This is a genomic window from Rhodoblastus acidophilus (genome assembly GCF_009720655.1).
GTDB lineage: Bacteria > Pseudomonadota > Alphaproteobacteria > Rhizobiales > Beijerinckiaceae > Rhodoblastus > Rhodoblastus acidophilus_A.
Window position 1 is genome coordinate 48,851 of record NZ_WNKS01000004.1, and the last position, 25,064, is coordinate 73,914.

Sequence of the window (25,064 nt, forward strand, 5' to 3'; positions counted from 1 at the left end):
GTGCGAGCAAAGCGTTAATTTTCCGCTTCCGTCCGGGACGGGGGAGCGAGTGTGCGCAAAATCGGCTCGAGCGCCGCCACATCGAGCGGGACCGGCGTCGTCGGCGGGGTCATCTTGATCCCGGCTTCCGCAAAAGCCTTGAAAATAGCGAAGTGCAGGTCGCTCTTCACCCGTCCCGCGCGTTCGACATCCTCGACGAAGCAATAAAGCTCGAACTCCAGCATCGTCGCCCCGAATTTCACGAAAAGCGCGAGCGGCGCGGGAAAGCGCACGACCTCGTCGTGCTCCTTCGCCGTCTCCACCAGCAGCGCCCGCACCTGTTCCGGATCGGAGTCCCACGCCGCCTGGACCGGGATCACCACCCGGCCGACACGATCCTCGCGGACAAAATTCTTGACGACGCCGGTGATCATGTTGCCGTTGGGCACGATGGTGGTGGCGCGGTCGGGGGTCTGGATTTCCGTGGCGCGGATGTTGATGCGCCGCACCGTGCCCGTTTCTCCGCCAACCACGACGAGGTCGCCGACGCGAATGGCCCGCTCCCACATGATGATCAGGCCCGCGACGAAATTGGCGACCACGCCTTGCAGGCCGAGACCGATACCGACCGACAGGGCGCCCGCCACCAACGCCAGTCTTTCGAAGCTGATGCCGACATAGCCGAGCGACAGCACCAGCGACATGCCGAGGCCGAGATAGCCTACGCTCGCGGAAATGGCGTCGCGCAGGCCCTGGTCGAGTTGAGTGATGGGAAGATAGCGGTTTTGCAGCCAGTTGCGCACCGCACCCGTCAGCCCGTAACCCACGGCGAAGAACAGCAGCGCCAGCACGACGCTCGACATGGAGATCGTGACATCGCCAATCTTCACGCCAAAAAACACCGATTGCACGGCGCCGATCATGTCATGGGACTGAACACCCCAGGGGAAGATGATCAGAATCAACGCCGCGGCGGAAAACGCGACCGTCAACAGTCCCGAGAGCAGGACGCCGATCTGCTGGAGGCTCTCCCGCCCCATGCCGATCGTGGCCGTGAGATTGCGGCTCATCCGGGACGCCGGACGGAAGGCCTGTTCCGTGGCGCCGTCGGTGAGCTTGAGCAACAGGAACAGCACGCCGCCGACAAAAGCCATCCAGGCCAACTGATTGACCAGGAAGGCCGAGAGCGCAACATAGCCGAGCAGCGCCGCGCCGATGATGGCGAAGGTGGCGAACCAGGAGAACAAGCGGATCGGCGCCCAGAACGGCGATTCCTCGGCGATGTTCGCAGGCTTGCCGGCGGCCGCGTTCCTGGCGTCCGGCGACAGGATGACCCCATAGAGCCCGCGCGCCAGGATCAGTCCGATCAGCAGGGAAAACAGGCCGCGCGCCGCGACCGACACCTGCAACGAGGCGCCGGAGGTTTCCGCCAGCACTTCGACGAGCTTGCCAAAACCGGCGACCCCCATCAGGATGAAGATCAGCTGCGACAGGCGACGGGCGACGCGATCGCTCAGGTCGATCGGGCGCCAGGCCGCGCGGTACGGCGCGAGGACCGCCGCGATCATCCCCGCGGTCACCGTCAGCTTGATGACAACGCCGAGCGCGGCGATGCCGAGTGGGACCAGTTGCGGGTCCGAGACCCCCAGCCAATTCACAAGCGCGATCAGGGCGCCCACGGCGCCGAGCGGCGGGATCATGATGGCGAGCCCGCTCCACAGCGCGGCGACGCTGATCCTCAAATTGTTGAGTTCGCGGTGCGGCGTTTCCCTGGGCAACCGGCGCGCGATAGCGAGAACGGACCAGGCGGTGGCAAGCACGATCAGCGTCAGCAGGGCGAGCGCGAGCGCCGCCTTCTCGCCGGTCATGACAGGTTGAAGCTGGTGGAACAGGTCGGTGAAGACCGCAGCGGCCGATCTGAGGTCGGCCGGCGCCTCTTTCGCCACGTCGATCCAGAGGCTTGGAGACAAAATGCTGGCGCCGCCCTGGAACACCGAACTGGCGAAAAGGGCGCGGCGGCGTTCGCCAATCTGCTCGGCGAGCTGTTCCGCCTGCACCTGAAGCAGCTTGGCCCGCTTGGCGAGATCGTCGAAGGTTGACTGAAGTTTGAGCTGCTCCTTGCGGTCCTGCGCGACCTTGGGATCCTCGGACGGCGCGTTGGCGTCCGACGCGTCAGGCGCGGGGCCGAGCTGCTCGAGCCTCTGCTTGACGGCGGCTTGCTTTGGCGTGACCTCGGCGGCGACGCCGAGCACTTGCGCCAGCACCGGATCGATGTCCCCGCGCATTCTGGCGAGATCGGCGTCGGGAACCGAGTCAGCGGCGAGCGCCTTCGTGATCGTGTCGAGCGCCGCCTTTGCCGCGTCGAGCCGTTCGGACGCCGGTGCGAGCGGAGCGTTTTCAGCGGGAGTCGGCGCATTGCCGGAGAGCGCCGGCAGCTTTGGGGCCGCCAGCGTGGGCGCTGACAAGGTGAAGACAAGCAAAAGGGCTAGAAACCATCGGGTCAAAGCTGAGATCCTTGCGGCGTCGGGTTCTTTGGCGCGTCACCGCCATGCCCGAGCGAATCGGCATAATCATGACGGATTCCGCGCCAATCTTCGACCGACCAGGCGCGACCCACGCGTTCAAAATAGGCCGCGGGCGCCTTGCCGCGCCCGCCGGGAATGTCGACGACATAAATCGGCTGGCAAAGGCCTGACAGGCGCCCCAGCAGAGCCCGAACCAGCGTTTGCCCCTCTTCAAGCGAAAGGCGAAAATGGGATGTGCCCGGCGCGAGGTCGCCGTGATGCAGGTAGTACGGTTTGACGCGCATCTCAACGAAGGCGCGCATCAGCGCTGAAAGGGCTTCCACACTGTCATTCACGCCACGCAGCAAAACCGTCTGGCTCACCAGCGCGACGCCCTGATCCGCCAGACGCGCGCAAGCGTCACGCGCCTCCGGCGTGAATTCGCGCACATGGTTGGCGTGGACGGCGACATAGACGGTCTTGCCGCTCTCCTTGAGCGCCGCGATCAACTCCGGCGTGATCCGCGTTGGCGCGAGCACGGGGACGCGCGAATGAAACCGCAGAATTTTGACGTGCGGCAACGCGGCCAGACGCCGCGACAGCGCCGCCAGGCGGCGCGGCGAAACCGCGAGCGGATCGCCGCCGGTGACAATCACCTCCCAGATTTCCTTGTGTTCGGCGAGATAGGCGAAGGCGGCGTCGAGCGCCGCGTCGTCCAAAACCCCCTCGGTTCCCGCGCCGACGCTGGCGCGGCGAAAACAGAAGCGGCAATAGACCGGGCAGACGCTGGTGAGTTTGAGGAGCACGCGGTCTGGATAGCGATGGATCAATCCCTTGACCGCCTGATGGGCGCCATCGCCGATCGGGTCGACGTCTTCTTCGGGCAAGAGCCGCAGTTCGTCGGGGCGAGGCAGGAACTGGCGGCCGATGGGATCGTCTGGGCGCACGATGAGGCGGGCGACCGTTTCAGGCAGCGCGACGCTGTAGCGCGCCGCGACCTCCGCCAGGACGGCCGCATCGCCTGCCTCAACGAGCCCGGCCGAGACCAAATCTTCAATCCTCGCGAAAACCTTGTCGCTCATGCCTTCGCCACCGGCGCCCAAATCACCTGATCGATGGTTTCGGCATGGGTGGCCAGCATCACCAGCCGGTCGAGGCCCAGCGCGATGCCGCTCGCGGGCGGCATGAAGGCGAGAGCCTGCAAGAAATCCTCGTCGAGCGGATAGGGGTCGCCATAGATGCGGCGGCGCTCATCCATGTCGGCGGCAAAGCGGCGGCGCTGTTCCGCCGCGTCGGTCAACTCGCCAAAAGCGTTGGCAAGCTCCACGCCGCAGCCGTAAAGCTCGAAGCGTTCGGCGAAGCGGGGATCGCAGGGTTTTCGGCGCGCCAGCGCCGCCTCGCTCGCGGGATAATCGATGAGGACCGTGGCGCGACCCTGGCCAAGATGAGGCTCGATTTTTTCGGACATCACCTTGCTGAACAGGTCGGACCAATGGTCGTCCGGCGTGACGCGCAAGCCCAGCCGCAGCGCTTCCTCGGCAAAAGCGTCGCGATCCTCGAACACTCTCGTCAGGTCGATGCCGGCGTGGCTTTGAAACGCTTCGGCCACCGGCAAAGCCTCCGGCGGCGCGAAAGGATCGAGCGTCTTGTCGCCGAACCGGAATTTTTCCGCGCCCGCCGCGCGCGCGGCCACTTGCAAAACGTCGGCGCAGTCGGCGATCAGGTCGCGATAATTCGCCCCGGCGCGATACCATTCGAGCATGGTGAATTCGGGATGATGCAGTCGTGTTCGCTCACCGTTGCGAAAGACATGGGCGAGCGCAAAAATCCGAGTTTCGCCGGCGGTCAGCAGCTTTTTGCAGTCGAATTCCGGCGACGAATGCAGATAGAGTTTTTGCGAGACGCCGCCGGGCGCGGAAAATTGCGTGGCGAAACCGGCGATGTGGGTCTCGTTGCCGGGCGAGATCTGCAAGGCGGAGGGCTCGATTTCCAAGAAATCGCGTTCGGCAAAGAAGGCGCGCAGCGCCGCAACGATGCGCGCACGCTGCAGGAGTCGAGGCCGGCGGCCGGCGTGAAAATCTTCGCCCCAGAAGGGATTCTGCCGGCGCATGCGGTTTTCCTTGGCGTTTGCGACAAATGATTGGCATTGCGGCGCGGGATGCGTATAGGTGTCGCCGCTATTCAAAGGTCCATAGACCCGACGGCCCGTTCCATCAACCGCAGGTCCGCCGTCGCTCGCCAAGGAAGCCACACGTGAGGATCATCGCCAGCAACGTCCGCAAGGGCAATATCATCGAGCACGAGGACGGCAATCTCTATGTCGTGCTGAGCGCCGAAAGCTTCTTTCCGGGCAAGGGCACGCCGACGACGCAGATCGACATGCGCCGCCTCTCCGACGGCAACAAGACCTCCGTGCGCTACAAGACCACCGAACAAGTCGAGCGCGCCCATGTCGAGGACATGAACTATTCGTATCTGTACGCCGACGGCGACGGCTACACTTTCATGAACGATGACAATTACGAGCAGGTCATCGTGCCGCAGGACGTGATCGGCGAACAGTCCGCCTATCTCCAGGAAGGCATGAAGTGCATCCTGTCGATCTTCAACGGAACGGCCGTCGCGATCCAGCTCCCTGCCCGCGTCACGCTCGAAGTGATGGAGACCGAGCCGGTGGTGAAGGGCCAGACCGCTTCGTCTTCGTACAAGCCGGCGAAGATGAACAACGGCCTGCGCGTCATGGTGCCGCCGCACATCGGCGTCGGCGCCCGCATCGTCGTCCTCACCGAGGACAATACCTATGTCGAGCGCGCCAAAGACTGAAGCGCGCAACGTTCGGAACTGAAAAGGCCGGGGTCATTCGCCCCGGCCTTTTATATTAGGCGTCATGCCTCAAAAATTGAAGCCCCGCCGGGGCGGGGCTTCGTTGTCGTGTCGTTGGGGTGTCTTGGCTGCTTCAGTCGTTCCGCTGGCCCGTGAGCTGGATCAGGGAGGTGAAGATGTTGATGAAGTCGAGATAGAGCATGAGCGCGCCATTGATCGACTTCTTGGTGGCGACTTCGTAGCCGTCGCTCTCGAAATACATCGACTTGATCGCCTGGGTGTCATAGGCGGTCAGGCCGGCAAAGATCAGCACCGACAAGATCGACAGGCCGAACTGGAAGGCCGCGCTCTGCACGAAGATGTTCACGAGGCCGGCGATCAGCACGCCGATCAGGCCCATGATCATGAACGAGGCCATCGGACCAAGGTCCTTCTTGGTGGTGTAGCCATAAAGGCTCAAACCGCCGAAGGTGGCCGCGGTGATGAAGAAGGCGCGCGCCACGGAGGCGCCCGTGTAGACCAGCAGGATCGACGACAGCGACAGGCCCATCACCGCCGCAAAGGCGAAGAAGAGCGTGCGCGCCGAACTGGCGGCCATCGAGCCGATCTTGAAGGAGAAGAACAGCACGAAGGCGAGCGGGGCGAACATCACGACCCAGCGCAGCGGCGAGAGATAAAGCGCGGCGCCCGCGTCGGTGAGATAGAGCTTGCCGACGTGATAGGCCGTGGGGACCGCCGAGACGGTCAGCATGTTTGTTCCGAGCGCCACCAGGCCGGTCAGCGCAAGGCCGATCGCCATGTTGTTGTAAACACCAAGCATGAAGGCGCGCAGACCTTGATCGACGTCGGCGCCCGTCCGAGCATAGCTCCGGCTCCACGGAGCGGCGTTGCGGTCAAAGTTTGACATGAATTCCTCGTTACACACCGCTCTGCCGTCTCAGGACAATCCGGACACGGCGCGGCTCAGCAAAAAATATGAGCGCAGGCCCCTGAAAAGACAAGCGCCCAAGGTCTCGCAGCCGGATTACATTTTGTTCATCCAGCTACTCCTGCCGCAGCCAGCGCGCCGGTTTTTCCCCCAGCGCGCGGGCCGTGCCCAGCAATCCCGCGACGATGGCGAACAGCGTTGCGCCGCCCGCCACCAGCGCCGCCTGCATCGGAAACAGCACGAAGGGCGCGTCGAGCATTTTGGTTGTCACCAGCCAGGCCGCAAGCCCGCCCGCCATGAGGCCAAACACGGCGGTGACCAAGCCCAGCAGGGAAAATTCCAGCGTCAGCGCCGAAAGCAGTTTTGCACGGGTCGCGCCCAGCGTTTTCAGCACCACCGCCTCATAGAGCCGCGCCCGCTGCCCCGCCGCCAGCGCCCCGGCGAGCACCAGAGCGGAAACGATGAAGGCGAGCGAGGCGGCGGCGCGAGTGGCGATCGCCAGTTTTCCCAGAATGTCGTCGAGCGTCGCGAGGGTTTCGCGCAGGGAGACGCCGACCACGGAGGGGAATTGCTTCGCCGCCGCCCCCAGAAGCGCCGCCTCGCGCGCCGGGGTCGGCTTTTCGGGCGACGTAAGCGTCATCAGAGCGGTGAACGGCGCGCCCTCGAACACGTGCGGGGAAAACACCAGGACGAAATTGATGCCGAACGAACGCCAGTTCACTTTTCGCAAGTTGGCGATTTTTGCCGTGACGTTTCGTCCGAGCACGCTGACGGCGATTTCGTCGCCAACGTCGAGACCGAGGCCGCGCGCGACCTCTACCTCCATCGACACCAGCGGCGGGCCGCGATAGTCCGCCTGCCAAAATTCGCCGGCGACCACCCGCGAGTTCTGCGGCAGCGTGCTGGCGAAGGTGATCCCCCGGTCGCCTTCAAGCGCCCACCGCGCCTTATCGCTGGGCGTGACCTGCTCGGCCGGAACGCCTTTGACGCGCGTGATGCGGCCCCGCAGCATGGGCGCGCTGGCGATCTGTCCGTCCGGCGCCTCGGCGTGCAGAAATTTCTCAAACGCCTCGGCTTCTGCCTTCTGCACGTCGACGAAGAAATAATTTGGCGAGTCCTTTGGCAAGGACTCGCCGATCTCGGCGCGCAAATTGTGCTCTATGCCCATAAGGGCGGTGAGAAGGGTCACGCCGAGACCCAGCGACAAAAGGAATGAGGGGGTGAGCGCGCCGGGGCGGTGGAGATTGGCCACGGCCAGCCGCAAGGTGATCCGTCCGACATGCGGCGCGCGTCGCGCCAGGGCCATCACCAGACGGGCGACGCCATAGAGCAGGCCGAAACTCGCCAGCACGCCCGCTCCGAATTGCAACGTCAACTTTGTGTCGCCGGAGGTCAGCACGGCGAAGGCGATGAGGGTCGCCCCGCCCAGCGCCGCCAAAGCCAGCCCGCGCCGACTGGAACCGCCCGTTCGCATGGCGTTGTCGCGCAGCAATTGGGTCACCGGCAGGGCGCGCGCCTCCTGGAGCGGCGCAGCCGCGAACGTCAGCGCGATCAGAAGACCAAAACCCAGCGCATAGAGCCCGTCGAAGGGATGGAGCGCCGGCGCGATGGGGAACGGCAGGGTGTCGCCGAAAACGTTGAGCAGCAGCGCCGGCAGCGCCAGCCCCGCCGCCGCGCCCGCGAGCGCCGCGACGAAAGCCACAATCAGGACCTGGATCAGCACAAAGCCTGCGGCCTCGCCGCCGCTGGCGCCGAGCGCTTTGAGAATGGCGAGGGTATTGCGCTTGCGGTCGATGAGCGCGCGCACCGCATTGGCGACGCCGACGCCGCCGCAGACAAGCGCGGTCAAGCCGATCAGGGTGATGAACTGGGCGAAGCGCTCGATGTTGCGCGACAGCTGCGGCGACGGATCGGCGCGGCTGCGAATTTCGTAGCCGGAATCCGGGAAACGCGCGGAAAACTCCTTTTTCACCGCCTCGACCCGCGCGTCATCGGCGCCGGGCAGGAGCAGGCGAAGCGAGGCGCGCGTCAGTGATCCGGGCTTTATGAGACCGCTCGCGGCCAAAGCTTCGGGCGACAGCAGCACATGCGGCGCGAAGGTGAACGCGCCTAGCGCATCCGGCTCGCGGCGCAGCCAGGCGGCGACGACGAAACGCGCGTCGCCAATGAAAAACGTGTCGCCGAGCGAAAGTTTCAGCCGCGCCCCGAGTTGCGGATCGACGGCGACGCCAAACCCTTGTTGCCGGCGCGCCAGCAGCTCGGCGAGCGGCGCTTGCGGCTCGGTTTGCAACGCGCCGACCAGCGGATAAGCGCCGTCCACACTTTTCAGTTCGGCCAAGGTCGCCTGGCTGGAGTCCGCGCGCCGCGCCATCGAGCGTAGCGTGACGATTTCGCTCAAACGCCCTTTTTCCGCGAGGTCGGCGCGGTGTTCGTCAGCCGGCGACCCTTGCGCCCGCGAAAAACTGAGATCGCCGCCGATGATCACCGCGCCCTGGTTAGCCAACCCGTCGCGCATGGCGCGCGACCCGCCGGCGACGGCGGCCAGCGCCATGACGCCGAGCGCGATACAGGCGATGAACACGCCGAACGAACGCAAGCCGCCGCGCAGGTCGCGAAGGGCGAAGCGAAAAAGCTTAGGCATTCTGCAATTCCGGCTGGGTGTCGGTCTCGACGGCGCCGTTGCGCAGCCGGACGATGCGGGTGCAGCGCGCAGCCAGACGTTCGTCATGGGTCACGAGCACCAGCGTCGAGCCATGCGCGCGGTTGAGCGCGAACATCAGTTCGACGATCTCGGCGCCAACGGCGGAATCGAGATTGCCGGTCGGCTCATCGGCGAAAAGAATGTCGGGCTTGACGACCAGCGCGCGGGCCAGCGCCACGCGCTGCTGCTCGCCGCCCGACATTTGCGCCGGATAATGCTTTTCGCGATGGCTCAACGACACCTGCGCAAGGGCTTCTTTCGCGCGCGAAAAAGCGTTGGCGACGCCCGCCAATTCGAGGGGCAGGGCGACGTTCTCCAGAGCCGTGAGGGTCTGCACCAGATGAAACGCCTGGAACACCACGCCGATATGCGCGCCGCGAAACCGCGCCAGATCATCCTCGCCCATGCGGTCGAGCCGTCGCCCCGCGATTTCGACAGCGCCGGAATCCACCCCCTCCAAGCCCGCCATCACCATCAGCAACGAGGATTTTCCGGAGCCGGAGGGACCGAGCAGGGCGAGCGTTTCGCCGCGCGCCACGTCAAGAGAGACGTTTTTCAGGATGTGGGCCCTGGCTTCACCGTCTCCGAGCGTTAAATTGACATCGACAAGGCTTATGGCGCTTTGAGGCATTGAGGGGTCCGGAAAGGATTGCGCGTGTTGCATGGAAGGAAATTCTGGGGGTCTGGCGCATATGGGCGCTCCAACCCGCTTCGTCCAGTTCTGGTTGTGGCGACGCTGATGATCGGCTCTCTGTTGGGGCTGGCCGCGCCGGTCCTGGCGAAGACGACGAAAATCATTGTGCTGGGCGACAGCCTGACCGCAGGGCTCGGGCTTCCCGCGGACCAGGCCTTTCCGGTCGTGCTGCAAAAAGCCCTGCGTGAAAAAGGCTTTGATGTGGAGATCGTCAACGGCGGGGTTTCCGGCGACACCTCCGCCGGCCTGCTGGCGCGGCTCGACTGGACGCTGGGCGACGGCGCCGACGCGGCCATTGTCGAAATCGGCGCCAACGACATGCTGCGCGGCTTTGAGCCCGCGGGAACGAAGAAAAACATTGATGAAATTCTCGTTCAGCTGCGTGAGCGCAAAATCCCGTTCCTCATCGCAGGCATGCGGGCGGCGCCCAATCTCGGCGGAACCTATGCGGCGCAGTTCGAGCCTATCTACCAGCAGCTCGCAGCGAAATACGGCGCGCCACTTTACCCGTTCTTTCTCGAGGGAGTCGCCGGGGTCGCGCCGAACCAGTTGCCGGACGGACTGCACCCCAGCAAGGCCGGCGTCGAGCACATTGTCGCCGGCATCCTGCCGCTGACGGAAACCTGGTTGAAAAAACTGGCGCCCTGATATGCCGCGTTTGTTCAGCGGGCTGGAAATCCCGCCCGCCATCGCCAGCGCGCTGGCCTTTTGTCGCGGCGGCCTTGCGGGGGCGCGCTGGATCGAGCCAGCTGACTACCACATCACCCTGCGGTTTTTTGGCGATGTGGACCGTCACGTGGCGCAAGTTTTGGTGGAGGATCTGGCGGAGACCGAACGGATTTCGGGAGGCCGCCCATTGGCGCTGGAGCTGGACGAAATCGGCGTGTTCGGCAACGATTTTCCGCGCGCCTTGTTCGCAAGAGTGAAGAGCGACGCCCTGCTGGGGCGGCTGGCGAGCGCCCATGAATCGTTGGCGCGGCGCAATGGCCTAAAACCGGAAACGCGCAAATTCGCGCCGCATGTGACGCTGGCGCGGCTGCGCGGCGTTTCCGCGCGCGATGTCGGCGCGTGGCTGAGCGAAAGGGCCTTTCCGCTGGCGCTCAAATTCGAGGCGGAGCGGTTTGTCTTGTTTTCGTCGCGCGATTCGGTTGGCGGCGGGCCGTACCGGGTGGAAGCGGATTATCCGTTCGCCTGAATTAAACCTGATCCAGCGCCCCGATAAACGGCAATTCCCGATATTTTCCGGCGTAATCCATGCCGTAGCCGATGACGAATCTGTCAGGACACTGAAAGCCGACAAAATCGGCGGCGATCTCCACCGCGAGCTTGTGCGGTTTTTCCAAGGCCACGGCGATCAACACCCGGCGAGCACCCCGCTCGATCAAGACTTCTTTCGCGTAAGTCAGGGTGCGGCCGGACTCCAGAATATCGTCGATCAGAAGCACGTCGCGCCCGGTCACGTCGGCCTGGACCTCGCGCAACAGCTCGACTTTCCCCGATGATGTCGTCCCCTTGCCGTAGGAGGCGACCTGGAAGAAATCGACCTCCGGCTCGACGCCAGCGCGATACAGCGCGCGAAGCAGGTCGGCGGCGAAGATAAAGGCGCCCGTCATGATGGGGACGGCGAGCAGGCGTTCAGGCAAAGCCTCGGCGACCTCATAGCCCATGGCCTCCACCCGGGCGCCGATTTCAGCCTCGCTGAACAGGATGTCGAGACTCATGTGGCGCTCGCGTCGGGGGCGAAGCGCACGCGCACATCCTTCCCTTCCTCGGGCGGCGCGGCGAGACGGGCGCGAAAATAGGCGTTCTCGCCAGGGTTGAGCCGGGATTTTGGCGGCGCCGCCGTCCAGAAATAGATCTCGCGGCCATTTGCATCCTCGATCGCCAGCCGCATGCGCGGCGGCGTCCGCGCGGCCGCGCCCGTGTTCTTGATCTGGCCTTCGACCAGTAGGATCTTGCGCCCCTCCTCCTCCACCAGCTTGGCGTTGACCCCGAACACCTCCATGTGGCGCAGATTGACCTTCAGGCCCAGCGCCGCATAGACCGGCGCGGCCGCGGGAAGCACGCGGACGATCTGCGCGCGTCCGCCAATCAGAAGTCCCCAGGTCGCGAGCAGGCTTATTCCCCAGCCCAGAACGCCAAATCGCCGTTTCCGGTCGACGGGCGCGGCGGGAAACGCCGGGCGCGGCGCGCGGTCGGCCCGCGCGCGCGCCACCGGGCGAAAATCACGCGCAAGCGGGGCGGAAGTCATGGCGCGCTCCATTATCTTGTGGGAATCCTCGTCTGTCATTCCTGTGCTGCTATGGTTAATGGCACGTTAACGAGCTGATTCGCGCAAGCGGCGCCATCGGGGAGCGAAATTTGGTCCGGTTCGAAAATGTCGGTCTCCGCTATGGGATGGGCGCGGAAATTTTACGCGACCTCAGCTTCGACATTGCGCCACAATCCTTTCAGTTCCTCACGGGGCCGTCGGGCGCAGGCAAGACCACGCTCTTGCGGCTCATCCTGCTGTCGCTGCGTCCAACGCGCGGCCTCATCACTTTGTTCGGCGAGGATTCCGCCGCACTCGACAAGAGCGCGGTGACGCGTTTGCGGCGCAAGGTCGGCGTGGTGTTCCAGGATTTTCGGCTGCTTGACCATCTCACCACCTACCAAAACGTCGCCCTGCCGTTGCGCGTGCTCGGCAAGGACGAGGCCTCCTACCGCGCGGAGGTGTTGGAACTGATGGACTGGGTTGGACTTGGCGAGCGGCTCCACGCCTATCCGCCGGTGCTTTCAGGCGGCGAGAAGCAGCGCGCGGCCATCGCCCGCGCCCTGATCATGCAGCCGGAACTGCTGCTCGCCGACGAACCGACCGGCAATGTCGATCCGGTGATGGCGCGACGCCTGCTGCGGCTGTTCCAGGAATTGCACAAGTCCGGCACATCCGTGGTGATCGCCACCCACGATCTCAACCTGATGGACCAGTTCGACGGAGCGCGCCGGCTCGTGCTCGGCGACGGCCGTCTGCACATCTACGATTGAGGCGGCCATGGTGAGTTTCCCGCTCCACCGCGATGACGCCGCTCCCGAGGAAAACTGGGCGGCGACGCCGCTGGTGCCGGCCTCGTCGGTGGCCGGCGCGGCCCTGGCCGTGGTCATCGCCATCATGACGTTCCTGGCGGCGCTCACCGCTGGCTTCGCCTTGCTGCTGACGCAGGCCTCGCACGAATGGCGTGGGCAGGTTGGCGTGGAAATGACCATTCAGATCATGCCGCGTCCCGGCCGCGATCTCGACGCCGATTCGCGCAAGGCGGTCGAGATTACGAGCAATTTTGCCGGCCTGAGCGACGCGCGGCCGCTCAGCAAATCGCAGTCCGAGGAATTGCTCGCGCCCTGGCTCGGCGCCGGCGTCGATCTCGGCCAGTTGCCCGTGCCTCGCCTGATCACGCTGCGGCGCGACGAAACAAAACCTCTCGACGAAATCGGCCTGCGCTCGGCGCTGGACGCCGCCCTGCCCAACGCCAATCTCGACAATCACGGCGTCTGGATGCAGCGACTGACCAGCATGGCCGATGTGGTTGTGGCGAGCGCGCTCGGCGTGTTCGCGCTGGTGCTCACCGCCATGGGGCTGGCGGTCGGCTTCGCCACACGCGGCGCCATGGCCGGCGCGAAGGAAATCATCCAGGCGCTGCATTACGTCGGCGCGGCCGATTCGTTCATCGCCGCCGAATTCCAGCGTCACTTTCTCCGCCTTGGCCTGCGCGGCGGCGTGCTCGGTGGTTGCGCTGCGACAAGCCTTTTTCTGGCGCTCGGCGCGATGTCGCGGCATTGGACCGCCACGGCGGGGGGCGAGCAGGCCGAGGCCATGTTCGGCGCCTTCGCGCTGGGATGGAACGGCTTGGCGGCCATCGCCGCGCTGTCGCTGGGGGTGGCGGCGCTGACGGCGCTGATGTCGCGAATCATCGTGCTGCGCAGCCTGCGCCAGCTCAATTGACGCATGTTCGGAAAAACGCTTGCAATCCGTATGCGGTGCGGCACAACAGGCGCCATGCTTTTCCTGCGCTCGCTCGTCTTCAACATCGCTTTCTACGTCAACCTCGCGGTCCTGCTGGTCCTCGGGCTGCCCACAATGTTCTTCGGCCGGCTCAGCATCATCCGATTGGCGCATTACTGGGGCTGGTCGTCGCTCTGGCTGATGGAAATGATTTGCGGAACGAAGGTGGAATTTCGCGGCAAGGAAAACCTGCTTCGCGAAGGCTGCATCATCGCCGCCAAGCACCAGTCCGCCTGGGAAACCTTTGCGCTGTGCACGCAGTTGCGCGACTTTACCTACATTCTCAAGCGCGAACTCACCTGGCTGCCGCTGTTCGGCCAATATCTGGTGCGCGCCGACCAGATCGCCATCGACCGCAAGAGCCGCTCCGCCGCGCTGAAGCAACTGGTCGCCGATGCGCGCGTCGCCCTCGCCGAGGGGCGCGCCATCTTCATCTTCCCGGAGGGCACGCGCCGTCCGGCCGGCGCGCCGCCGCACTACAAGGCCGGCGTCGCCCATCTCTACGGAGCGGAAGACGCGCCCTGCGTTCCCGTGGCGCTCAATTCCGGCTTGTTCTGGCCGCGCAGAAAATTCATGCGGTATCCCGGCACGATCGTCATCGAATTTTTGCCGGCGATCCCGCCGGGATTGCCAATCCAAGAGTTCCTGCCCAGACTCCAGCAAGCCATTGAAGAGGCGAGCGACCGTCTGATCGCCGAGGCCCTTGCGGAAAATCCCGGACTGGCGGTCAATCTCGCGCCCAGGGAAGCGGCTCCGAACGTGGCTTGACTTTATTCCTATTTTGTTCTTTTTTTATTCTCATGACGCATCGCCCATGAGAACAAAATGACCCCTGCCGCTCACCAGTCCAGCCGCCCCCTCGCCGCCCTGCGCGCAACCGTGCTGGAATCCTTGTTTTGCTCCTGGAGCGGCCGTTCCGGACGACGCTATATCTGTTCGATTCATCCCATCACGGAAGAACCGGCGTTCGATTGCGGCCGGGCGGTGGTCGCCGCCGTGCGCCCGAGTTTTTCGGGGGCGGCGATCGCCTTCGTGTTTCTGCCACGCACCGACGGCGATGATTTTCCTCTGTGGGCGCGGCGGGCGCGCAGCTGCGGCGCGAGCGCTTTTCACGTTCACCTCCTCGCTGAAACCGAAGGAGATCGCGCGGCCACGGCGTCCGACCTGCGGCCGGCGCCGATTTTCACGATCTGACAAACAGGCAGACTTTTGCGCGCAAAATTGGCAGAAAGAGCGCTGTTCGATTCCGCCGCGAGGGACCCATGGCCGCCGTTCTGTCACGTCTTGCGTTGCGCGTTCTGCTCGGCTTCGCCGCCATCGTCGCGCTCGGCGTCTGCTTCGGATGGTTGTACGGGGCCAAGAGGCTCGGCGACTATTTGCATCAGCCCGCCTTCAATGGCGCCTCGCTCGCGGATTTCTGCGGCGCCAGCGAAATCGGAGGCTTTCCCTTCCGGCTCAAGCTGACCTGCAAGTCTCTCCAGGCGCCCTTTTCGGGGGACGCGGACGCCTTGGTCTTCGTTGATGACGAGGTCAAGGGCGTGGCCAACCTGTGGTCACCCGACCACATCACCCTGAGCTTTTCCAGCCCCGCCGTCTTGCGCAATGCAAAGGGCGGCGTCGCCAAGCTGCGCCACGACGGCGCGACTCTTGAGTTTGTCTGGGACGATGCGCGCGGGCTGACCGAGGCGACGGTGAACGGCCACGCGCTCGACTGGCGTCCCGAGGTTTTCCAAGCCGGCCCAGCGTTCAACGTGCAAGCGCTGCGCTTTTCCGCTCACCCTTCTTCGCGGGACGGCGTCGATTCGCTGCGGGTCGAGGCCAGCGTCGATGGCGTGACCGCGCCGCTTCTTCAAAACCTGCTGGGGAACTCGGCGCCCAGCGCCATCGCGGTCTCCGGCGACCTTTATCCGCTGCTGCCGCCCAATGACGATTGGCGGCAAACCCTTGAGGATTGGCGTCAAGCGCAGGGAACGGCGCGCATCGACAAGGGCGAATGGCGTTGGGGCGCTCTGAGCGCCCAATTCGACGGCGCGCTCGGGCTCGACGACGCGCGCCGGCTGGCGGGAACGCTCAACATCAAGGCGCGCGGCGCGGGCGCCCTCGCGGCGAGGTTCGGCCTGCCGCTCGCGCCGGACGCGGCCGGCGCGCTTCTGGGCGCGCTCTTGGGAGGCCGACCCGCGCCCTCCACCGAGGCCAAGGACGACAGCATCCCCTTGACCCTGCGTCTTGCGCAGGGCGGCGTTTTTGTCGGACCCTTGCGGGTTGGGGCCTTGGCTCCGCTTTATTAGAGCATTTTCAAGCGAAGTGGATGCCGGTTCGCGTGAAGAACATGCGTCAAAACAAGAATCGAGAGCTTTTTCATGTTTCCATGAAACGTGAAAAAGCTCTAGCCGGGAGAAAGCGCGAAACGCTCTGCATGGCTGCCGATCCAGGAGATGGTTTCCAGCGCAGCGCCGCCCGGCAGCTTTTTCAGGCGCTCAACGGTCCAGTCGCCAGGGACCGACAGCAGCAGCGAAAAACCGTCTCCCTCGCTCTGGCCAAGAATCTCGCAGCCCAGCCCCCCCCAGCCGCTGACATCTGGCGCGGCCCTCCCCCGCGCGGAATACAGCGCGACGTCCGTCGCGGCGGCTTCGGCGAGCGGATTGGAAATGATGAAGACCGGCGTGCCCGCGGGATGGCCCGGACGCTCGACAAAAGGAAGGCGTGCGATGATTTTCGGCGCGTCGGCGGCGGCGAGCCGCTCCCACCATCGGTCGTCCTCGGCGTGAAAACCGGCGCGGATCATGCCGAGGTCGCCGCCGCCGTCCGGCCGCTGCGAGCCCGCCACAGCCGCAATCACCCCGGCTGGCGTCGCATGGCCAACCAGGGGAACGGTAAAACCAAAGTGGAAGCGCGCGGAATCGCGCATGGCCGAATCGCCGCCGGAGAGGTCGGCATGAACCGAATAATTCGACTGCACATAGGTGAAGGTCGAAATGATCACGCGCCAGATGCTCTCGACCGTGTCGAGCGGCAGCCGGCCGTGGTGCCGCGAGGCGATCTCGCGCATCATGTCGGCCTCGCGCCCGGGCCGGAACGCGGATCCGCCGCCCTGCTGGGCCTTGACCGCGATAAGTCTGTCGATGATCTCGCCGCGCTCCATCAGCAGCGCATGCATTTCTCTGTCGATCCGGTCGATTTCGGCCCGAAGGTCAGACAGGCCTTCGGCTTTGGTCTCGCTCATGGAAAGGGCGTCCTCGACTTTTATCTCGCGCGAATCCCTGTATAGGCGGGGAAACCATTCTGGCAAATGCCCGCGACGCTTCGCTTGACCGTCGTCATGTCGTTATCCTATATAAAAAACGGTTCGTTCGGAAAAGCGAACAGGGCAGGCCGATTTGACTGAAACCTTTACCAGCCACGCCGAGGCGCACAGCCCGCAAAGCCCTATTGCGCATTTCGACGCTTCGCAGCCGCTCGCCATGTCGGCCGGGGTGATGCTCGCCCCGTTCAGCATCGCTTACCAAACCTATGGACGGCTGAACGCCGACAAATCGAACGCAATCCTGCTTTGCCACGCGCTGACCGGCGACCAGCATGTCGCCAGCGTCCATCCGATCACGGGAAAGCCGGGCTGGTGGTCGGCTCTGGTCGGTCCCGGCAAGCCCATCGATACTGATAAATATTTCATCATCTGCTCCAACGTGCTCGGCGGCTGCATGGGCACGACAGGACCGGCTTCGCTGAACCCGGCAACCGGAAAACCCTATGGGCTCGACCTGCCCGTGGTGACCATCGCCGACATGGTTCGCGCTCAGGCCATGCTGGTGCAGCGGCTGGGTATCGAAACCCTGTTCTGTGTCGCCGGCGGCTCGATGGGCGGAATGCAGGCGTTGCAATGGGCGGCCCTGTTCCCGGACAGAGTTTTCTCCGTGATGATCATTGCGGCGGCCGCGCGCCATTCCGCGCAAAACATCGCCTTTCACGAAGTCGGGCGCCAGGCGGTGATGGCCGACCCGGACTGGCGCGGCGGGCGCTATCTCGAAGAGGGCGTGCGTCCGGCAAAAGGTTTGGCGGTGGCGCGCATGGCCGCCCACATCACCTACCTTTCGGAAGAAGCGTTGCAGCGTAAGTTCGGCCGGAAACTGCAGAACCGTACGGAAAAAACCTTTTCGTTCGACGCCGATTTCCAGGTGGAAAACTATCTGCGCCATCAGGGCTCGACCTTCGTCGACCGCTTCGACGCCAATTCCTACCTCTATGTCACCCGCGCCTGCGACTATTTTGATCTCGCACAGGATTACGGCGGCTCTCTCGCGGCGGCCTTCATGAATTCGCCGACGCGGTTCTGCGTGGTCTCGTTCACCTCGGACTGGCTCTACACAACGGCGGAATCGCGCGTGATCGTCCATGCGCTCAACGCCGCCGCCGCCTCCGTTTCCTTCGTCGAGATCGAGACCGACAAGGGCCACGACGCCTTCCTGCTCGACGAGACGGACTTTATCGCCACCACGCGCGGCTTTCTGGCGGGGGCGGCGCGCGCCCGGGGGCTGGACACATGAATGCGAAGCCTGCGACCCGCATCGACCTGCTGCTTGTCGCCAGTATGGTGGAGACGGGCGCCCGCGTGCTCGACGTCGGCTGCGGCGACGGAGAATTGCTGCGCCTTTTGGCGGACACCAGAGGGGTCGACGCGCGGGGGATGGAGATATCCCAGAAGGGCGTCAACGATTGCGTCGCCAAAGGTCTGTCCGTGGTGCAGGGCGACGCCGACATCGACCTCGCCGACTACCCGACCGACGGATTTGATTATGTGATTCTCTCGCAGACCCTCCAGGCGACGCGCAACCCGAGGCATGTGCTCGAACAAATGCTGCGCATTGGCAAGCGCGCCATCGTCTCCTTCCCGAATTTCGGCCATTGGCGCATCCGCTGGCAGATCGCCGCGCGCGGCCGCATGCCGGTGACCTCGAACCTGACTTACGCCTGGTACGAAACGCCCAACATCCACTTCTGCTCGATCCAGGACTTCGTCTCGCTCGCCGAAATGGTGGAGGCGCGGATCGTCAGGGCGATGGCGCTCGACCGAGAAGGCGCGCAGATGCGCTTCGACGGCCCCTGGTGGGTGTGGAACCTGCTCGGCGAGCAGGCCATGTTCCTGCTGGAGCGCAAGCGGGCTTAGGCCGCGCAGGTTCTTTCGCTAGAGTTTCAAGCGAAGTGGATGCCGGTTCGCGTGAAGACAATGCGTCAAAACAAAAATCGAGAGCTTTTTCATGTTTCCATGAAACGTGAAAACGCTCTAGCCGCCATCGTTCAGGGGGTGCAGGTCGCGCACCATCGCGTTCAGGCGCTCGTCGAGCAAATGGGTGTAAATCTGCGTCGTGGCGATGTCCGCGTGCCCCAGAAGTTCCTGCACGATGCGCAGATCGGCACCGTTTTGTAGCAGATGACTGGCGAAGGCGTGACGCAGCACGTGAGGGCTGACCTTGGCCGTCGGCAACCCGGCCGCCGCCGCCAGGAATTTCAATTCTCGCGCGAAAACCTGACGGGTCAGGTGGCCGCTCTCGCCTTCGGACGGGAACAGCCATTTTTGCTGAGCCGCTCCCGGGTGCAGCTCCAGCAGCAGCTTGCGATAGGCGATCAGCGCGTCGCATGCGGCGGGCGTGAGCGGCGCCAGCCTTTCGCGCCCGCCCTTGCCCTTGATGGTGAGAAAGCCGCCTTTCTGCTCCGCCACCCGGGCGGCGGACAGCGGCAGCGACACCAGTTCCGAAACGCGCAAACCCGAGGCGTAGAGCACTTCCAACAAGCAGGCGGCGCGCCGGGCGCGCAACACCTCGCGTTTGGGGCGCGCGGGATCCTCAAGCCCCTCTCGAGCGACCCGGAGCAGCCGGTCGACTTGCTCGACGCTCAAGATTTTGGGCAGGCCGCGCCCCTGGCGCGGCCCTTCGAGCAGGGCGGCGGGGTCGTCCGCGCGCTGTTCCTCGGCGGCGAGGAAACGGTGGAACTGGCGAATCGCCGAAAGTTTGCGCGCGGTGGAGGACGGCGTCAACTCGGCCTGCGCCAGCGCCGCCAGATGGTCGCGGATGTCCTGCGTGGTTGCGTCCAGCGGATTGCGTTTGCGCGCCGCGAGATGCGCCAGATAGTCGGCGAGGTCGCGGCGGTATGCATCCAGCGTGTTCTTCGCCGCGCCGCGCTCGGCGGCGAGCGACGCCAAAAAATCCGCGAGCAAGGCGGACCCCGCCCTCACTTGTTCAACAGCTCCGGCTTGACGGGCTGGCTCATTTCGCGCGGGGCCGGCTCGACGAAGGCGACGAGGGCCGCCGCAGCGACGAAAATCACGCCGCAGAACAGGCCGACGAAGAACAGGAGGCGCATGAGGCTGGGCATGTCGCGGGCAATCCCTGAGAAAGATTTCACGCCGCCGCCGCTTATTTTCAGCGACGTGGCGTGATAGTACATAGCGACTATGTCGGATCAAGTCATCGCCCCGACGCCGGAAGCGCCGCCGGCGAGGGATTTGCTTGCGGAAAAAATCGTCGCCGCGCTCGCCGGCCGTCCTCTCGTGCTCGTGGGCATGATGGGCTCGGGCAAGACCTCCATTGGCAAGCGCCTGGCGCAGCGCCTCAACCTCGTCTTCGTCGATTCCGACCACGAAATCGAGGCGGCCCACCGCCTCACCATCTCCGAAATCTTCGCCTCCCACGGCGAACCCTATTTTCGCGACGGCGAGCGGCGCGTGCTGGCGCGGCTGATTGGCGAAGGCGAGCGCGTCATCGCCACTGGCGGCGGCGCGTTCATCGACCCGCGAACCCGCGAACTGATCCGCGAGCGCGCCGTCTCCATCTGGCTGCAGGCCGAATTCGGCGTGCTGATGCGCCGCGTGCGCAAGCGGCCCACCCGGCCCCTACTGCAAAATGACGATCCCGAGGGCGTGATGCGCCGTCTCATCGACCAGCGCTATCCCGTTTACGCTGAAGCCGACATCGCCGCCCAATCGCGCGACGCCCCGCACGAAATCATCGTCGAGGAGATCATGCAGGCGCTCGACGCGCATCTGGCCAGGCAAGGAGAATTTTCAGCCGACATGAATACGCTTGTTCTTCCACCTGCGGCGGCGCGCGTGCCCGTCGCGCTCGGCGACCGGTCCTACGACATCCTGATCGGTCCCGACCTGATCGCCACGGCCGGGGCGCGCATCGCCCAGCTCGCGCCGGGCGCGAGCGTGTTCATCGTCACCGACGCCCATGTCGGCGCGCTCTGGCTGGCGCCGCTCGAAGCCAGCCTCGACGCCGCCGGCGTGCGCCACAGCCGCCTGATCCTGACGCCTGGCGAATCAACCAAGGATTTTGCGCATTTCCAACAGCTTTGCGAAGCCGCGCTGGACGCGCGCATGGAGCGCGGCGACCTGCTGGTCGCGCTCGGCGGTGGCGTGATGGGCGATCTCACCGGCTTCGCCGCCGCGAGCCTGCGGCGCGGCATGAATTTCGTGCAGATTCCGACCACCGTGCTGTCGCAGGTCGATTCGTCCGTCGGCGGCAAGACCGGGATCAATTCCGCGCACGGCAAAAATCTGATCGGCGCCTTCCACCAGCCCTCGCTGGTGCTCGCCGACACCGGCAGCCTCGCCACGCTGCCGCCGCGCGAATTCGCCGCCGGCTACGCGGAAGTGGTCAAATACGGCCTGATCGACCGCCCCGATTTCTTCGCTTGGCTGGAGCGCCACTGGCCCGCGGTTTTCGCGCGGGGCCCCGAACTGGAGCACGCCATCGCCGTGTCCTGCGAGGCCAAGGCGGCGGTGGTCGCACGCGACGAAACCGAGCAGGGCGATCGCGCGCTGCTCAACCTCGGCCACACCTTTGGTCACGCGCTCGAAAAGATCGTCGGCTATGATTCGACCCGCCTCGTCCATGGCGAGGGCGTGGCGGTCGGCATGGCCTGCGCCTTCCGCTTTTCGGCGCGCGAAGGTTTCTGTCCGCCGGAGGCCGCCGAGCGGGTCGAGGCGCACCTGCGCGCCGTCGGCCTGCCGACACGCATCCCGCAGGCTTTGTCGTCCGAGCCTTGCGACGTCGACGAAATCCTCAACGCCATGGCCCAGGACAAGAAAGTCAAGCGCGGCGCGCTCACCTTCATCCTCGCCCGGGACATCGGGCAAAGCTTCATCGCCAAGAATGTCGATGTGGCGAAAGTCCGCGTTTTTTTGGACGACGAATTGCGAAACGGAGACTGATTTTCCATGCATGGCGCGGGCGAAACCCTGCCGGTGAACATCTGGGTCGCCGCCGCGATCCTTTTGGCCTGCCTGTTGCTGTCGGCGCTGTTCGCGGCCTCCGAGACGGCGATGACGGCGGCGTCGCGCGCTCGCATGCACGCCCTGGAGAAGCAGGGGGACGCCCGTGCGAAAATCGTGCTGCGGCTGCTCTCCGGGCGCGACCGCCTCATCGGCGCCATGCTGCTCGGCAACACGATGGTCAACATCGGCGCCTCCGCCTTTCTCACCACGGTGCTGGTGGCGGTGTTCGGACCCGAGGGCGCGATCTACGCCACGGCGTCGATGACCGTGCTGCTGCTGATCTTCGCCGAAGTCATGCCCAAAACCGTGGCGATCACCTATCCCGACGCCTTTTCCCTGGCGGTGGCGCGGATCACCGCGTTTTTCGTCGTGGCCTTCGGCCCCGTTCTGTTCGTCGTCGAACTCATCGTGCGCGGCGTGCTCCATCTTGCGGGGCTGCGGCCCGGGCACGTCAAAAACCTGCTGACCCCGCAGGAGGAGCTGAAAAGCGCCGTCGACCTGATGCACAGGGAAGGCGGCGTCGACAAGGACGACCGCGACATGTTCGGCGGCCTGCTCGACCTCAAGGAGCTGACCGTCTCCGACGTGATGGTCCACCGCACCAAAATGCTGACCATCGATGCGGACGCCGCGCCGGCGGACATTTTGAACGACGTGGTCAACTCGCCCTACACCCGCCTGCCGCTGTGGCGGGAGCAACCGGACAATATCGTCGGCGTGCTGCACGCCCGCGATTTCCTGCGGGCGCTCGCGGAATCCGGCTGCGAGATCGACAAGGTCAAGCTCGACCCCATTATCGCCGCGCCCTGGTTCGTGCCGGAGACCACCCAGCTTGAGGAGCAACTGCAAGCCTTTCGCAAGCGGAAGACCCATTTCGCCCTGGTGGTGGACGAATATGGCGACGTGCAGGGCCTTGTGACCCTCGAAGACATTTTGGAAGAGATCGTAGGCGACATCCGCGACGAGCACGACGTCGCCATGATCGGCGTGCGCCGCCAGCCCGACGGCTCCGTGCTGGTCGAGGGCTCCGTGCCGATCCGCGACCTCAACCGCTTCATGGGCTGGGAATTGCCGGACGAGGAGGCGACCACCATCGCCGGCCTGGTGATCCACGAGGCGCGAACGATTCCCGACCAGGGCCAGCAGTTTTTATTTCACCGCTTTCGCTTCGAGGTTTTGCGCAAGCAGAAGAACCGGATCACGCTGATGCGGCTCACGCCGCCCGCGTCGGAGGCGCGGAAGTAGGCGCTGCGAAGTTTGTAATGTCACGATCAAAGGTGAAAACGCAGCGACCGCAAGATCTTGTTCACCATATGGTTCCACGTGAAACATTTTTGTGCGCAAGACTTACCCTAATTGCTTGTTCCAGAACCGTAATTTGCCAGCGCGACGAAGCGGCCGCTTTCGCATTCCTCCGCAGCCGAGAGCAGATGTCGTGCGCAATCGCCAAGTTGTACGCGCAAGAATCGCGCGCTTTTTGCAGAAGTTTCGCACGAAATTCGCAAGAATTCACCGTTTTTGCGCGCTCGTGAACACGGCGTCACAACCGAGCGGTGGCATCGCCAGCGCCATCGACCGCCCGCACGCGGCCAGAAACATGACCGTTGTTCGTCCCTGATGAAGAGGATAGCCGTCGATAGATCGGCGAATTGACCTCCGCTGCGCCCGTGCTTTTTCATGGACGGCTGGAGGATCGGTCACGTTTCATACGATTTCCGAACGATCAGTTCGGAAATCGTATTCCGCTCGCGCGAAAATCCGCCCTTCGCCTGAAGGATTTCCGCGCGATTTCGTTTTCGCGGATCGCGAAGCGATCTTGCGGAAACCGTATCACAACGCGACAAAAGGGGCCGCGAGGTTCGCGGCCCTGCAAATGGTCAGGCTTGCTGAATCGCCGACAGTTTCCAATCCGTCGTCGCCCCGCCCGGACGGCGCGCGAAGGTCCAGATTTCGGTCGCAACGTCCGGCTTCACGGGATCACCCGAGACAATTCTGCCGGTCGCGCGATCAACCATCGTGTCGATCAGCGAGAAACGCATCGCGACGCTCGCATATTCGCTTTCGGGCTCGCGCCAGGCTTCCGCAAGATCACCCTTCAGAAGAGTCACGTCGGAGATTTTGTTGACCTGCCCTATTTTTGCGGTCTCTTGGAGCTCCGCGGCGAAATAGGAGGCCATTTCAGGCGTCGCCAGAGCGCGCAAAGCGGCCATGTCCTCGGCGCCATAAGCTTTTTGGATAAGACCAAGGTTTTGTTCGAAAGCATTGAAATCCGCAGGACCGATTTCGAGCTTCACAGGCGCCGCAGGCGCGCCGCCGGAGCCTCCGAAACCGCCAAAACCGGGGGGCGGGCTTTGCGCGGCGACGTTTTCGAATGCGGCGCCTTGAGGCGCCGGCTGGCGCCTGCGCAGAAAACCCATGACCAATTTGAACACGAGGAAGAGAAGCCCGATCTGAAGCACGAGGCCCAGAATGGACGAGAGTCCGCCGAGCCCGCCGCCAAAACCGTTGCCGAGCAGCAGGCCGATGAGCCCCGCGCCGACAAGGCCGCCCAGCAGGCCGCGCCCGAAACCGCCGGACATGAAGCCGCCGGACTTCATGCCCGGCGCTCCCGCATTCTGCGCCATGCCTGGCGACGGGGACGTCATCGAACGCTCGATCGGAGCGGCCGGGCGAGGCGCCGTCGCGGTGGGGGGCGGGGCGCTGTCGGTGCGCGCGCCGCGGCTGCCCATGGAGCCGCCAGCTCCCGGTTTGGCGAAACTGTCGGCGGAAAAGCCAAGGGCGACAAGGGCGGCCAGAGTGAAAATCAAGGTTTTTTGGCGCACGGCCATGGGTGTATCCTGAAGTTGCGCGAGCGTGTCGCTGCCCGCATGGCTTATATTGGTTATCTTTGGTCAAAGTGCAAAGGCGGCGGCCGGATCTGGTCCTTCGGTGATGAAAATTGATGCGCCGCAGCGATGAAAAACGCCTGGGGGCCAATCCCTGTGTTGGAAGACCGCACCCTCCCAATTCCGGCGCCTGGCTGCGAGCGGGAACAAGAGAGGAAAACGAAATGTCCGAGCGGCGCACGAATTTTGAGTATGAAGATCGTATTGTTTGCGGGCGGAACGAATTGTTCGGCCCAGGCGATCCG

Annotated in this window: 24 protein-coding genes; 12 read left to right on the forward strand and 12 right to left on the reverse strand. The window is 64.5% G+C overall.

Annotated features, from left to right (window positions below; translation table 11 throughout):
* Positions 1-14: 14 nt before the first annotated feature.
* The 3 genes from GJ654_RS06470 to epmA are packed head-to-tail and all read right to left on the reverse strand — an operon-like array spanning position 15 to position 4,593.
* Complete coding sequence (locus GJ654_RS06470) at positions 15-2,483, reverse strand: DUF3772 domain-containing protein (RefSeq protein WP_155445328.1); 2,469 nt, start codon at positions 2,481-2,483, stop codon at positions 15-17.
* Positions 2,480-3,565 carry a lysine-2,3-aminomutase-like protein gene (locus GJ654_RS06475; RefSeq protein ID WP_155445329.1) on the reverse strand — a complete coding sequence of 362 codons (1,086 nt, stop codon included), beginning with the start codon at positions 3,563-3,565 and terminating at the stop codon, positions 2,480-2,482. Before GJ654_RS06475 ends, GJ654_RS06470 begins: the two co-directional genes overlap by 4 nt.
* Complete coding sequence (epmA, locus tag GJ654_RS06480) at positions 3,562-4,593, reverse strand: EF-P lysine aminoacylase EpmA (RefSeq protein WP_155445330.1); 1,032 nt, start codon at positions 4,591-4,593, stop codon at positions 3,562-3,564. Before epmA ends, GJ654_RS06475 begins: the two co-directional genes overlap by 4 nt.
* Positions 4,594-4,736: 143 nt before the next feature.
* Here epmA and efp point away from each other — a divergent pair, with 143 nt between their 5' ends.
* Entirely contained in the window at positions 4,737-5,306 is a 570-nt protein-coding gene (gene efp, locus GJ654_RS06485) for an elongation factor P (RefSeq protein WP_264586156.1), read from the forward strand.
* A 133-nt stretch (positions 5,307-5,439) separates the two neighbouring features.
* Here efp and GJ654_RS06490 read toward each other — a convergent pair whose 3' ends face one another.
* The 3 genes from GJ654_RS06490 to GJ654_RS06500 form a co-directional block, all read right to left on the reverse strand.
* Complete coding sequence (locus GJ654_RS06490) at positions 5,440-6,213, reverse strand: Bax inhibitor-1/YccA family protein (protein WP_155445332.1); 774 nt, start codon at positions 6,211-6,213, stop codon at positions 5,440-5,442.
* Between the two features lie 136 nt (positions 6,214-6,349).
* Positions 6,350-8,875 (reverse strand): ABC transporter permease, encoded by a 2,526-nt coding sequence (locus tag GJ654_RS06495; protein ID WP_246664637.1) that lies wholly within the window; start codon positions 8,873-8,875, stop codon positions 6,350-6,352.
* Positions 8,868-9,566, reverse strand: coding sequence for an ABC transporter ATP-binding protein (locus tag GJ654_RS06500; RefSeq protein ID WP_155445334.1), 699 nt, complete (start codon positions 9,564-9,566; stop codon positions 8,868-8,870). Before GJ654_RS06500 ends, GJ654_RS06495 begins: the two co-directional genes overlap by 8 nt.
* 108 nt (positions 9,567-9,674) lie before the next feature.
* Here GJ654_RS06500 and GJ654_RS06505 point away from each other — a divergent pair, with 108 nt between their 5' ends.
* Both GJ654_RS06505 and thpR read left to right on the forward strand, forming a co-directional pair.
* Entirely contained in the window at positions 9,675-10,277 is a 603-nt protein-coding gene (locus tag GJ654_RS06505) for an arylesterase (RefSeq protein WP_155445335.1), read from the forward strand.
* 1 nt (position 10,278) lies between these two features.
* Positions 10,279-10,824 (forward strand): RNA 2',3'-cyclic phosphodiesterase, encoded by a 546-nt coding sequence (gene thpR, locus GJ654_RS06510; protein ID WP_155445336.1) that lies wholly within the window; start codon positions 10,279-10,281, stop codon positions 10,822-10,824.
* A 1-nt stretch (position 10,825) separates the two neighbouring features.
* On the opposite strand, the gene hpt is transcribed toward thpR, so the two are convergent.
* Both hpt and GJ654_RS06520 read right to left on the reverse strand, forming a co-directional pair.
* Positions 10,826-11,350, reverse strand: a complete 525-nt coding sequence (gene hpt / locus GJ654_RS06515) for a hypoxanthine phosphoribosyltransferase (protein WP_155445337.1) — start codon at positions 11,348-11,350, stop codon at positions 10,826-10,828.
* Positions 11,347-11,880 (reverse strand): FxLYD domain-containing protein, encoded by a 534-nt coding sequence (locus tag GJ654_RS06520; RefSeq protein WP_196305454.1) that lies wholly within the window; start codon positions 11,878-11,880, stop codon positions 11,347-11,349. The genes hpt and GJ654_RS06520 overlap by 4 nt, the downstream gene beginning before the upstream one ends.
* Before the next feature lie 110 nt (positions 11,881-11,990).
* Between GJ654_RS06520 and ftsE the strand changes: the two genes are divergently transcribed.
* The 5 genes from ftsE (at position 11,991) to GJ654_RS06545 (ending at position 15,953) form a co-directional block, all read left to right on the forward strand.
* A complete protein-coding gene (ftsE, locus tag GJ654_RS06525) occupies positions 11,991-12,653 on the forward strand; it encodes a cell division ATP-binding protein FtsE (protein ID WP_155445339.1) in 663 nt (220 codons plus the stop codon).
* A gap of 7 nt (positions 12,654-12,660) precedes the next feature.
* Complete coding sequence (locus tag GJ654_RS06530; protein ID WP_155445340.1) at positions 12,661-13,605, forward strand: cell division protein FtsX; 945 nt, start codon at positions 12,661-12,663, stop codon at positions 13,603-13,605.
* A gap of 54 nt (positions 13,606-13,659) precedes the next feature.
* Positions 13,660-14,433 carry a lysophospholipid acyltransferase family protein gene (locus GJ654_RS06535; protein WP_155445341.1) on the forward strand — a complete coding sequence of 258 codons (774 nt, stop codon included), beginning with the start codon at positions 13,660-13,662 and terminating at the stop codon, positions 14,431-14,433.
* A 57-nt stretch (positions 14,434-14,490) separates the two neighbouring features.
* Positions 14,491-14,859: a hypothetical protein gene (locus tag GJ654_RS06540; protein ID WP_155445342.1), complete on the forward strand. Its 369-nt coding sequence runs from the start codon at positions 14,491-14,493 to the stop codon at positions 14,857-14,859.
* 68 nt (positions 14,860-14,927) lie between these two features.
* Positions 14,928-15,953 carry a DUF2125 domain-containing protein gene (locus GJ654_RS06545; protein ID WP_155445343.1) on the forward strand — a complete coding sequence of 342 codons (1,026 nt, stop codon included), beginning with the start codon at positions 14,928-14,930 and terminating at the stop codon, positions 15,951-15,953.
* A gap of 98 nt (positions 15,954-16,051) precedes the next feature.
* Here GJ654_RS06545 and GJ654_RS06550 read toward each other — a convergent pair whose 3' ends face one another.
* Entirely contained in the window at positions 16,052-16,888 is an 837-nt protein-coding gene (locus GJ654_RS06550) for a chorismate mutase (RefSeq protein WP_155445344.1), read from the reverse strand.
* A gap of 154 nt (positions 16,889-17,042) precedes the next feature.
* On the opposite strand from GJ654_RS06550, the gene metX reads away from it, so the two are divergent.
* Together metX and metW are read left to right on the forward strand one after the other, a co-directional pair.
* Positions 17,043-18,206, forward strand: a complete 1,164-nt coding sequence (gene metX, locus GJ654_RS06555) for a homoserine O-acetyltransferase MetX (protein WP_281406390.1) — start codon at positions 17,043-17,045, stop codon at positions 18,204-18,206.
* Complete coding sequence (metW, locus tag GJ654_RS06560) at positions 18,203-18,826, forward strand: methionine biosynthesis protein MetW (protein ID WP_155445345.1); 624 nt, start codon at positions 18,203-18,205, stop codon at positions 18,824-18,826. The genes metX and metW overlap by 4 nt, the downstream gene beginning before the upstream one ends.
* Positions 18,827-18,943: 117 nt before the next feature.
* Here metW and GJ654_RS06565 read toward each other — a convergent pair whose 3' ends face one another.
* Together GJ654_RS06565 and GJ654_RS06570 are read right to left on the reverse strand one after the other, a co-directional pair.
* Positions 18,944-19,891 carry a tyrosine recombinase gene (locus GJ654_RS06565; protein ID WP_264586157.1) on the reverse strand — a complete coding sequence of 316 codons (948 nt, stop codon included), beginning with the start codon at positions 19,889-19,891 and terminating at the stop codon, positions 18,944-18,946.
* Positions 19,888-20,031 (reverse strand): histidine kinase, encoded by a 144-nt coding sequence (locus tag GJ654_RS06570; protein ID WP_155445346.1) that lies wholly within the window; start codon positions 20,029-20,031, stop codon positions 19,888-19,890. The genes GJ654_RS06565 and GJ654_RS06570 overlap by 4 nt, the downstream gene beginning before the upstream one ends.
* A gap of 79 nt (positions 20,032-20,110) precedes the next feature.
* Here GJ654_RS06570 and aroB point away from each other — a divergent pair, with 79 nt between their 5' ends.
* Both aroB and GJ654_RS06580 read left to right on the forward strand, forming a co-directional pair.
* On the forward strand, positions 20,111-21,871 hold the full coding sequence (gene aroB / locus GJ654_RS06575) for a 3-dehydroquinate synthase (protein ID WP_155445347.1): 1,761 nt from the start codon (positions 20,111-20,113) through the stop codon (positions 21,869-21,871).
* Positions 21,872-21,877: 6 nt separating this feature from the next.
* The gene (locus tag GJ654_RS06580; RefSeq protein ID WP_155445348.1) at positions 21,878-23,179 is read left to right on the forward strand and encodes an HlyC/CorC family transporter; all 1,302 of its coding nucleotides are present in this window, start codon (positions 21,878-21,880) and stop codon (positions 23,177-23,179) included.
* A 632-nt stretch (positions 23,180-23,811) separates the two neighbouring features.
* Here GJ654_RS06580 and GJ654_RS06585 read toward each other — a convergent pair.
* A complete protein-coding gene (locus GJ654_RS06585; RefSeq protein ID WP_155445349.1) occupies positions 23,812-24,762 on the reverse strand; it encodes a Tim44 domain-containing protein in 951 nt (316 codons plus the stop codon).
* Positions 24,763-25,064: the final 302 nt, after the last annotated feature.

What these genes read in the sequence shown, in the direction of transcription:
- GJ654_RS06475 (WP_155445329.1), bottom strand. Translation starts at nt 3,565, where the DNA reads ATGAGCGACAAGGTTTTCGCGAGGATTGAAGATTTGGTCTCGGCCGGG.
- epmA (WP_155445330.1), bottom strand. Translation starts at nt 4,593, where the DNA reads ATGCGCCGGCAGAATCCCTTCTGGGGCGAAGATTTTCACGCCGGCCGC.
- GJ654_RS06490 (WP_155445332.1), bottom strand. Translation starts at nt 6,213, where the DNA reads ATGTCAAACTTTGACCGCAACGCCGCTCCGTGGAGCCGGAGCTATGCT.
- GJ654_RS06495 (WP_246664637.1), bottom strand. Translation starts at nt 8,875, where the DNA reads ATGCCTAAGCTTTTTCGCTTCGCCCTTCGCGACCTGCGCGGCGGCTTG.
- GJ654_RS06500 (WP_155445334.1), bottom strand. Translation starts at nt 9,566, where the DNA reads ATGCCTCAAAGCGCCATAAGCCTTGTCGATGTCAATTTAACGCTCGGA.
- GJ654_RS06505 (WP_155445335.1), top strand. Translation starts at nt 9,675, where the DNA reads ATGATCGGCTCTCTGTTGGGGCTGGCCGCGCCGGTCCTGGCGAAGACG.
- thpR (WP_155445336.1), top strand. Translation starts at nt 10,279, where the DNA reads ATGCCGCGTTTGTTCAGCGGGCTGGAAATCCCGCCCGCCATCGCCAGC.
- hpt (WP_155445337.1), bottom strand. Translation starts at nt 11,350, where the DNA reads ATGAGTCTCGACATCCTGTTCAGCGAGGCTGAAATCGGCGCCCGGGTG.
- GJ654_RS06520 (WP_196305454.1), bottom strand. Translation starts at nt 11,880, where the DNA reads ATGACTTCCGCCCCGCTTGCGCGTGATTTTCGCCCGGTGGCGCGCGCG.
- GJ654_RS06530 (WP_155445340.1), top strand. Translation starts at nt 12,661, where the DNA reads ATGGTGAGTTTCCCGCTCCACCGCGATGACGCCGCTCCCGAGGAAAAC.
- GJ654_RS06535 (WP_155445341.1), top strand. Translation starts at nt 13,660, where the DNA reads ATGCTTTTCCTGCGCTCGCTCGTCTTCAACATCGCTTTCTACGTCAAC.
- GJ654_RS06540 (WP_155445342.1), top strand. Translation starts at nt 14,491, where the DNA reads ATGACCCCTGCCGCTCACCAGTCCAGCCGCCCCCTCGCCGCCCTGCGC.
- GJ654_RS06545 (WP_155445343.1), top strand. Translation starts at nt 14,928, where the DNA reads ATGGCCGCCGTTCTGTCACGTCTTGCGTTGCGCGTTCTGCTCGGCTTC.
- GJ654_RS06550 (WP_155445344.1), bottom strand. Translation starts at nt 16,888, where the DNA reads ATGAGCGAGACCAAAGCCGAAGGCCTGTCTGACCTTCGGGCCGAAATC.
- metW (WP_155445345.1), top strand. Translation starts at nt 18,203, where the DNA reads ATGAATGCGAAGCCTGCGACCCGCATCGACCTGCTGCTTGTCGCCAGT.
- GJ654_RS06570 (WP_155445346.1), bottom strand. Translation starts at nt 20,031, where the DNA reads ATGCCCAGCCTCATGCGCCTCCTGTTCTTCGTCGGCCTGTTCTGCGGC.
- aroB (WP_155445347.1), top strand. Translation starts at nt 20,111, where the DNA reads ATGTCGGATCAAGTCATCGCCCCGACGCCGGAAGCGCCGCCGGCGAGG.
- GJ654_RS06580 (WP_155445348.1), top strand. Translation starts at nt 21,878, where the DNA reads ATGCATGGCGCGGGCGAAACCCTGCCGGTGAACATCTGGGTCGCCGCC.
- GJ654_RS06585 (WP_155445349.1), bottom strand. Translation starts at nt 24,762, where the DNA reads ATGGCCGTGCGCCAAAAAACCTTGATTTTCACTCTGGCCGCCCTTGTC.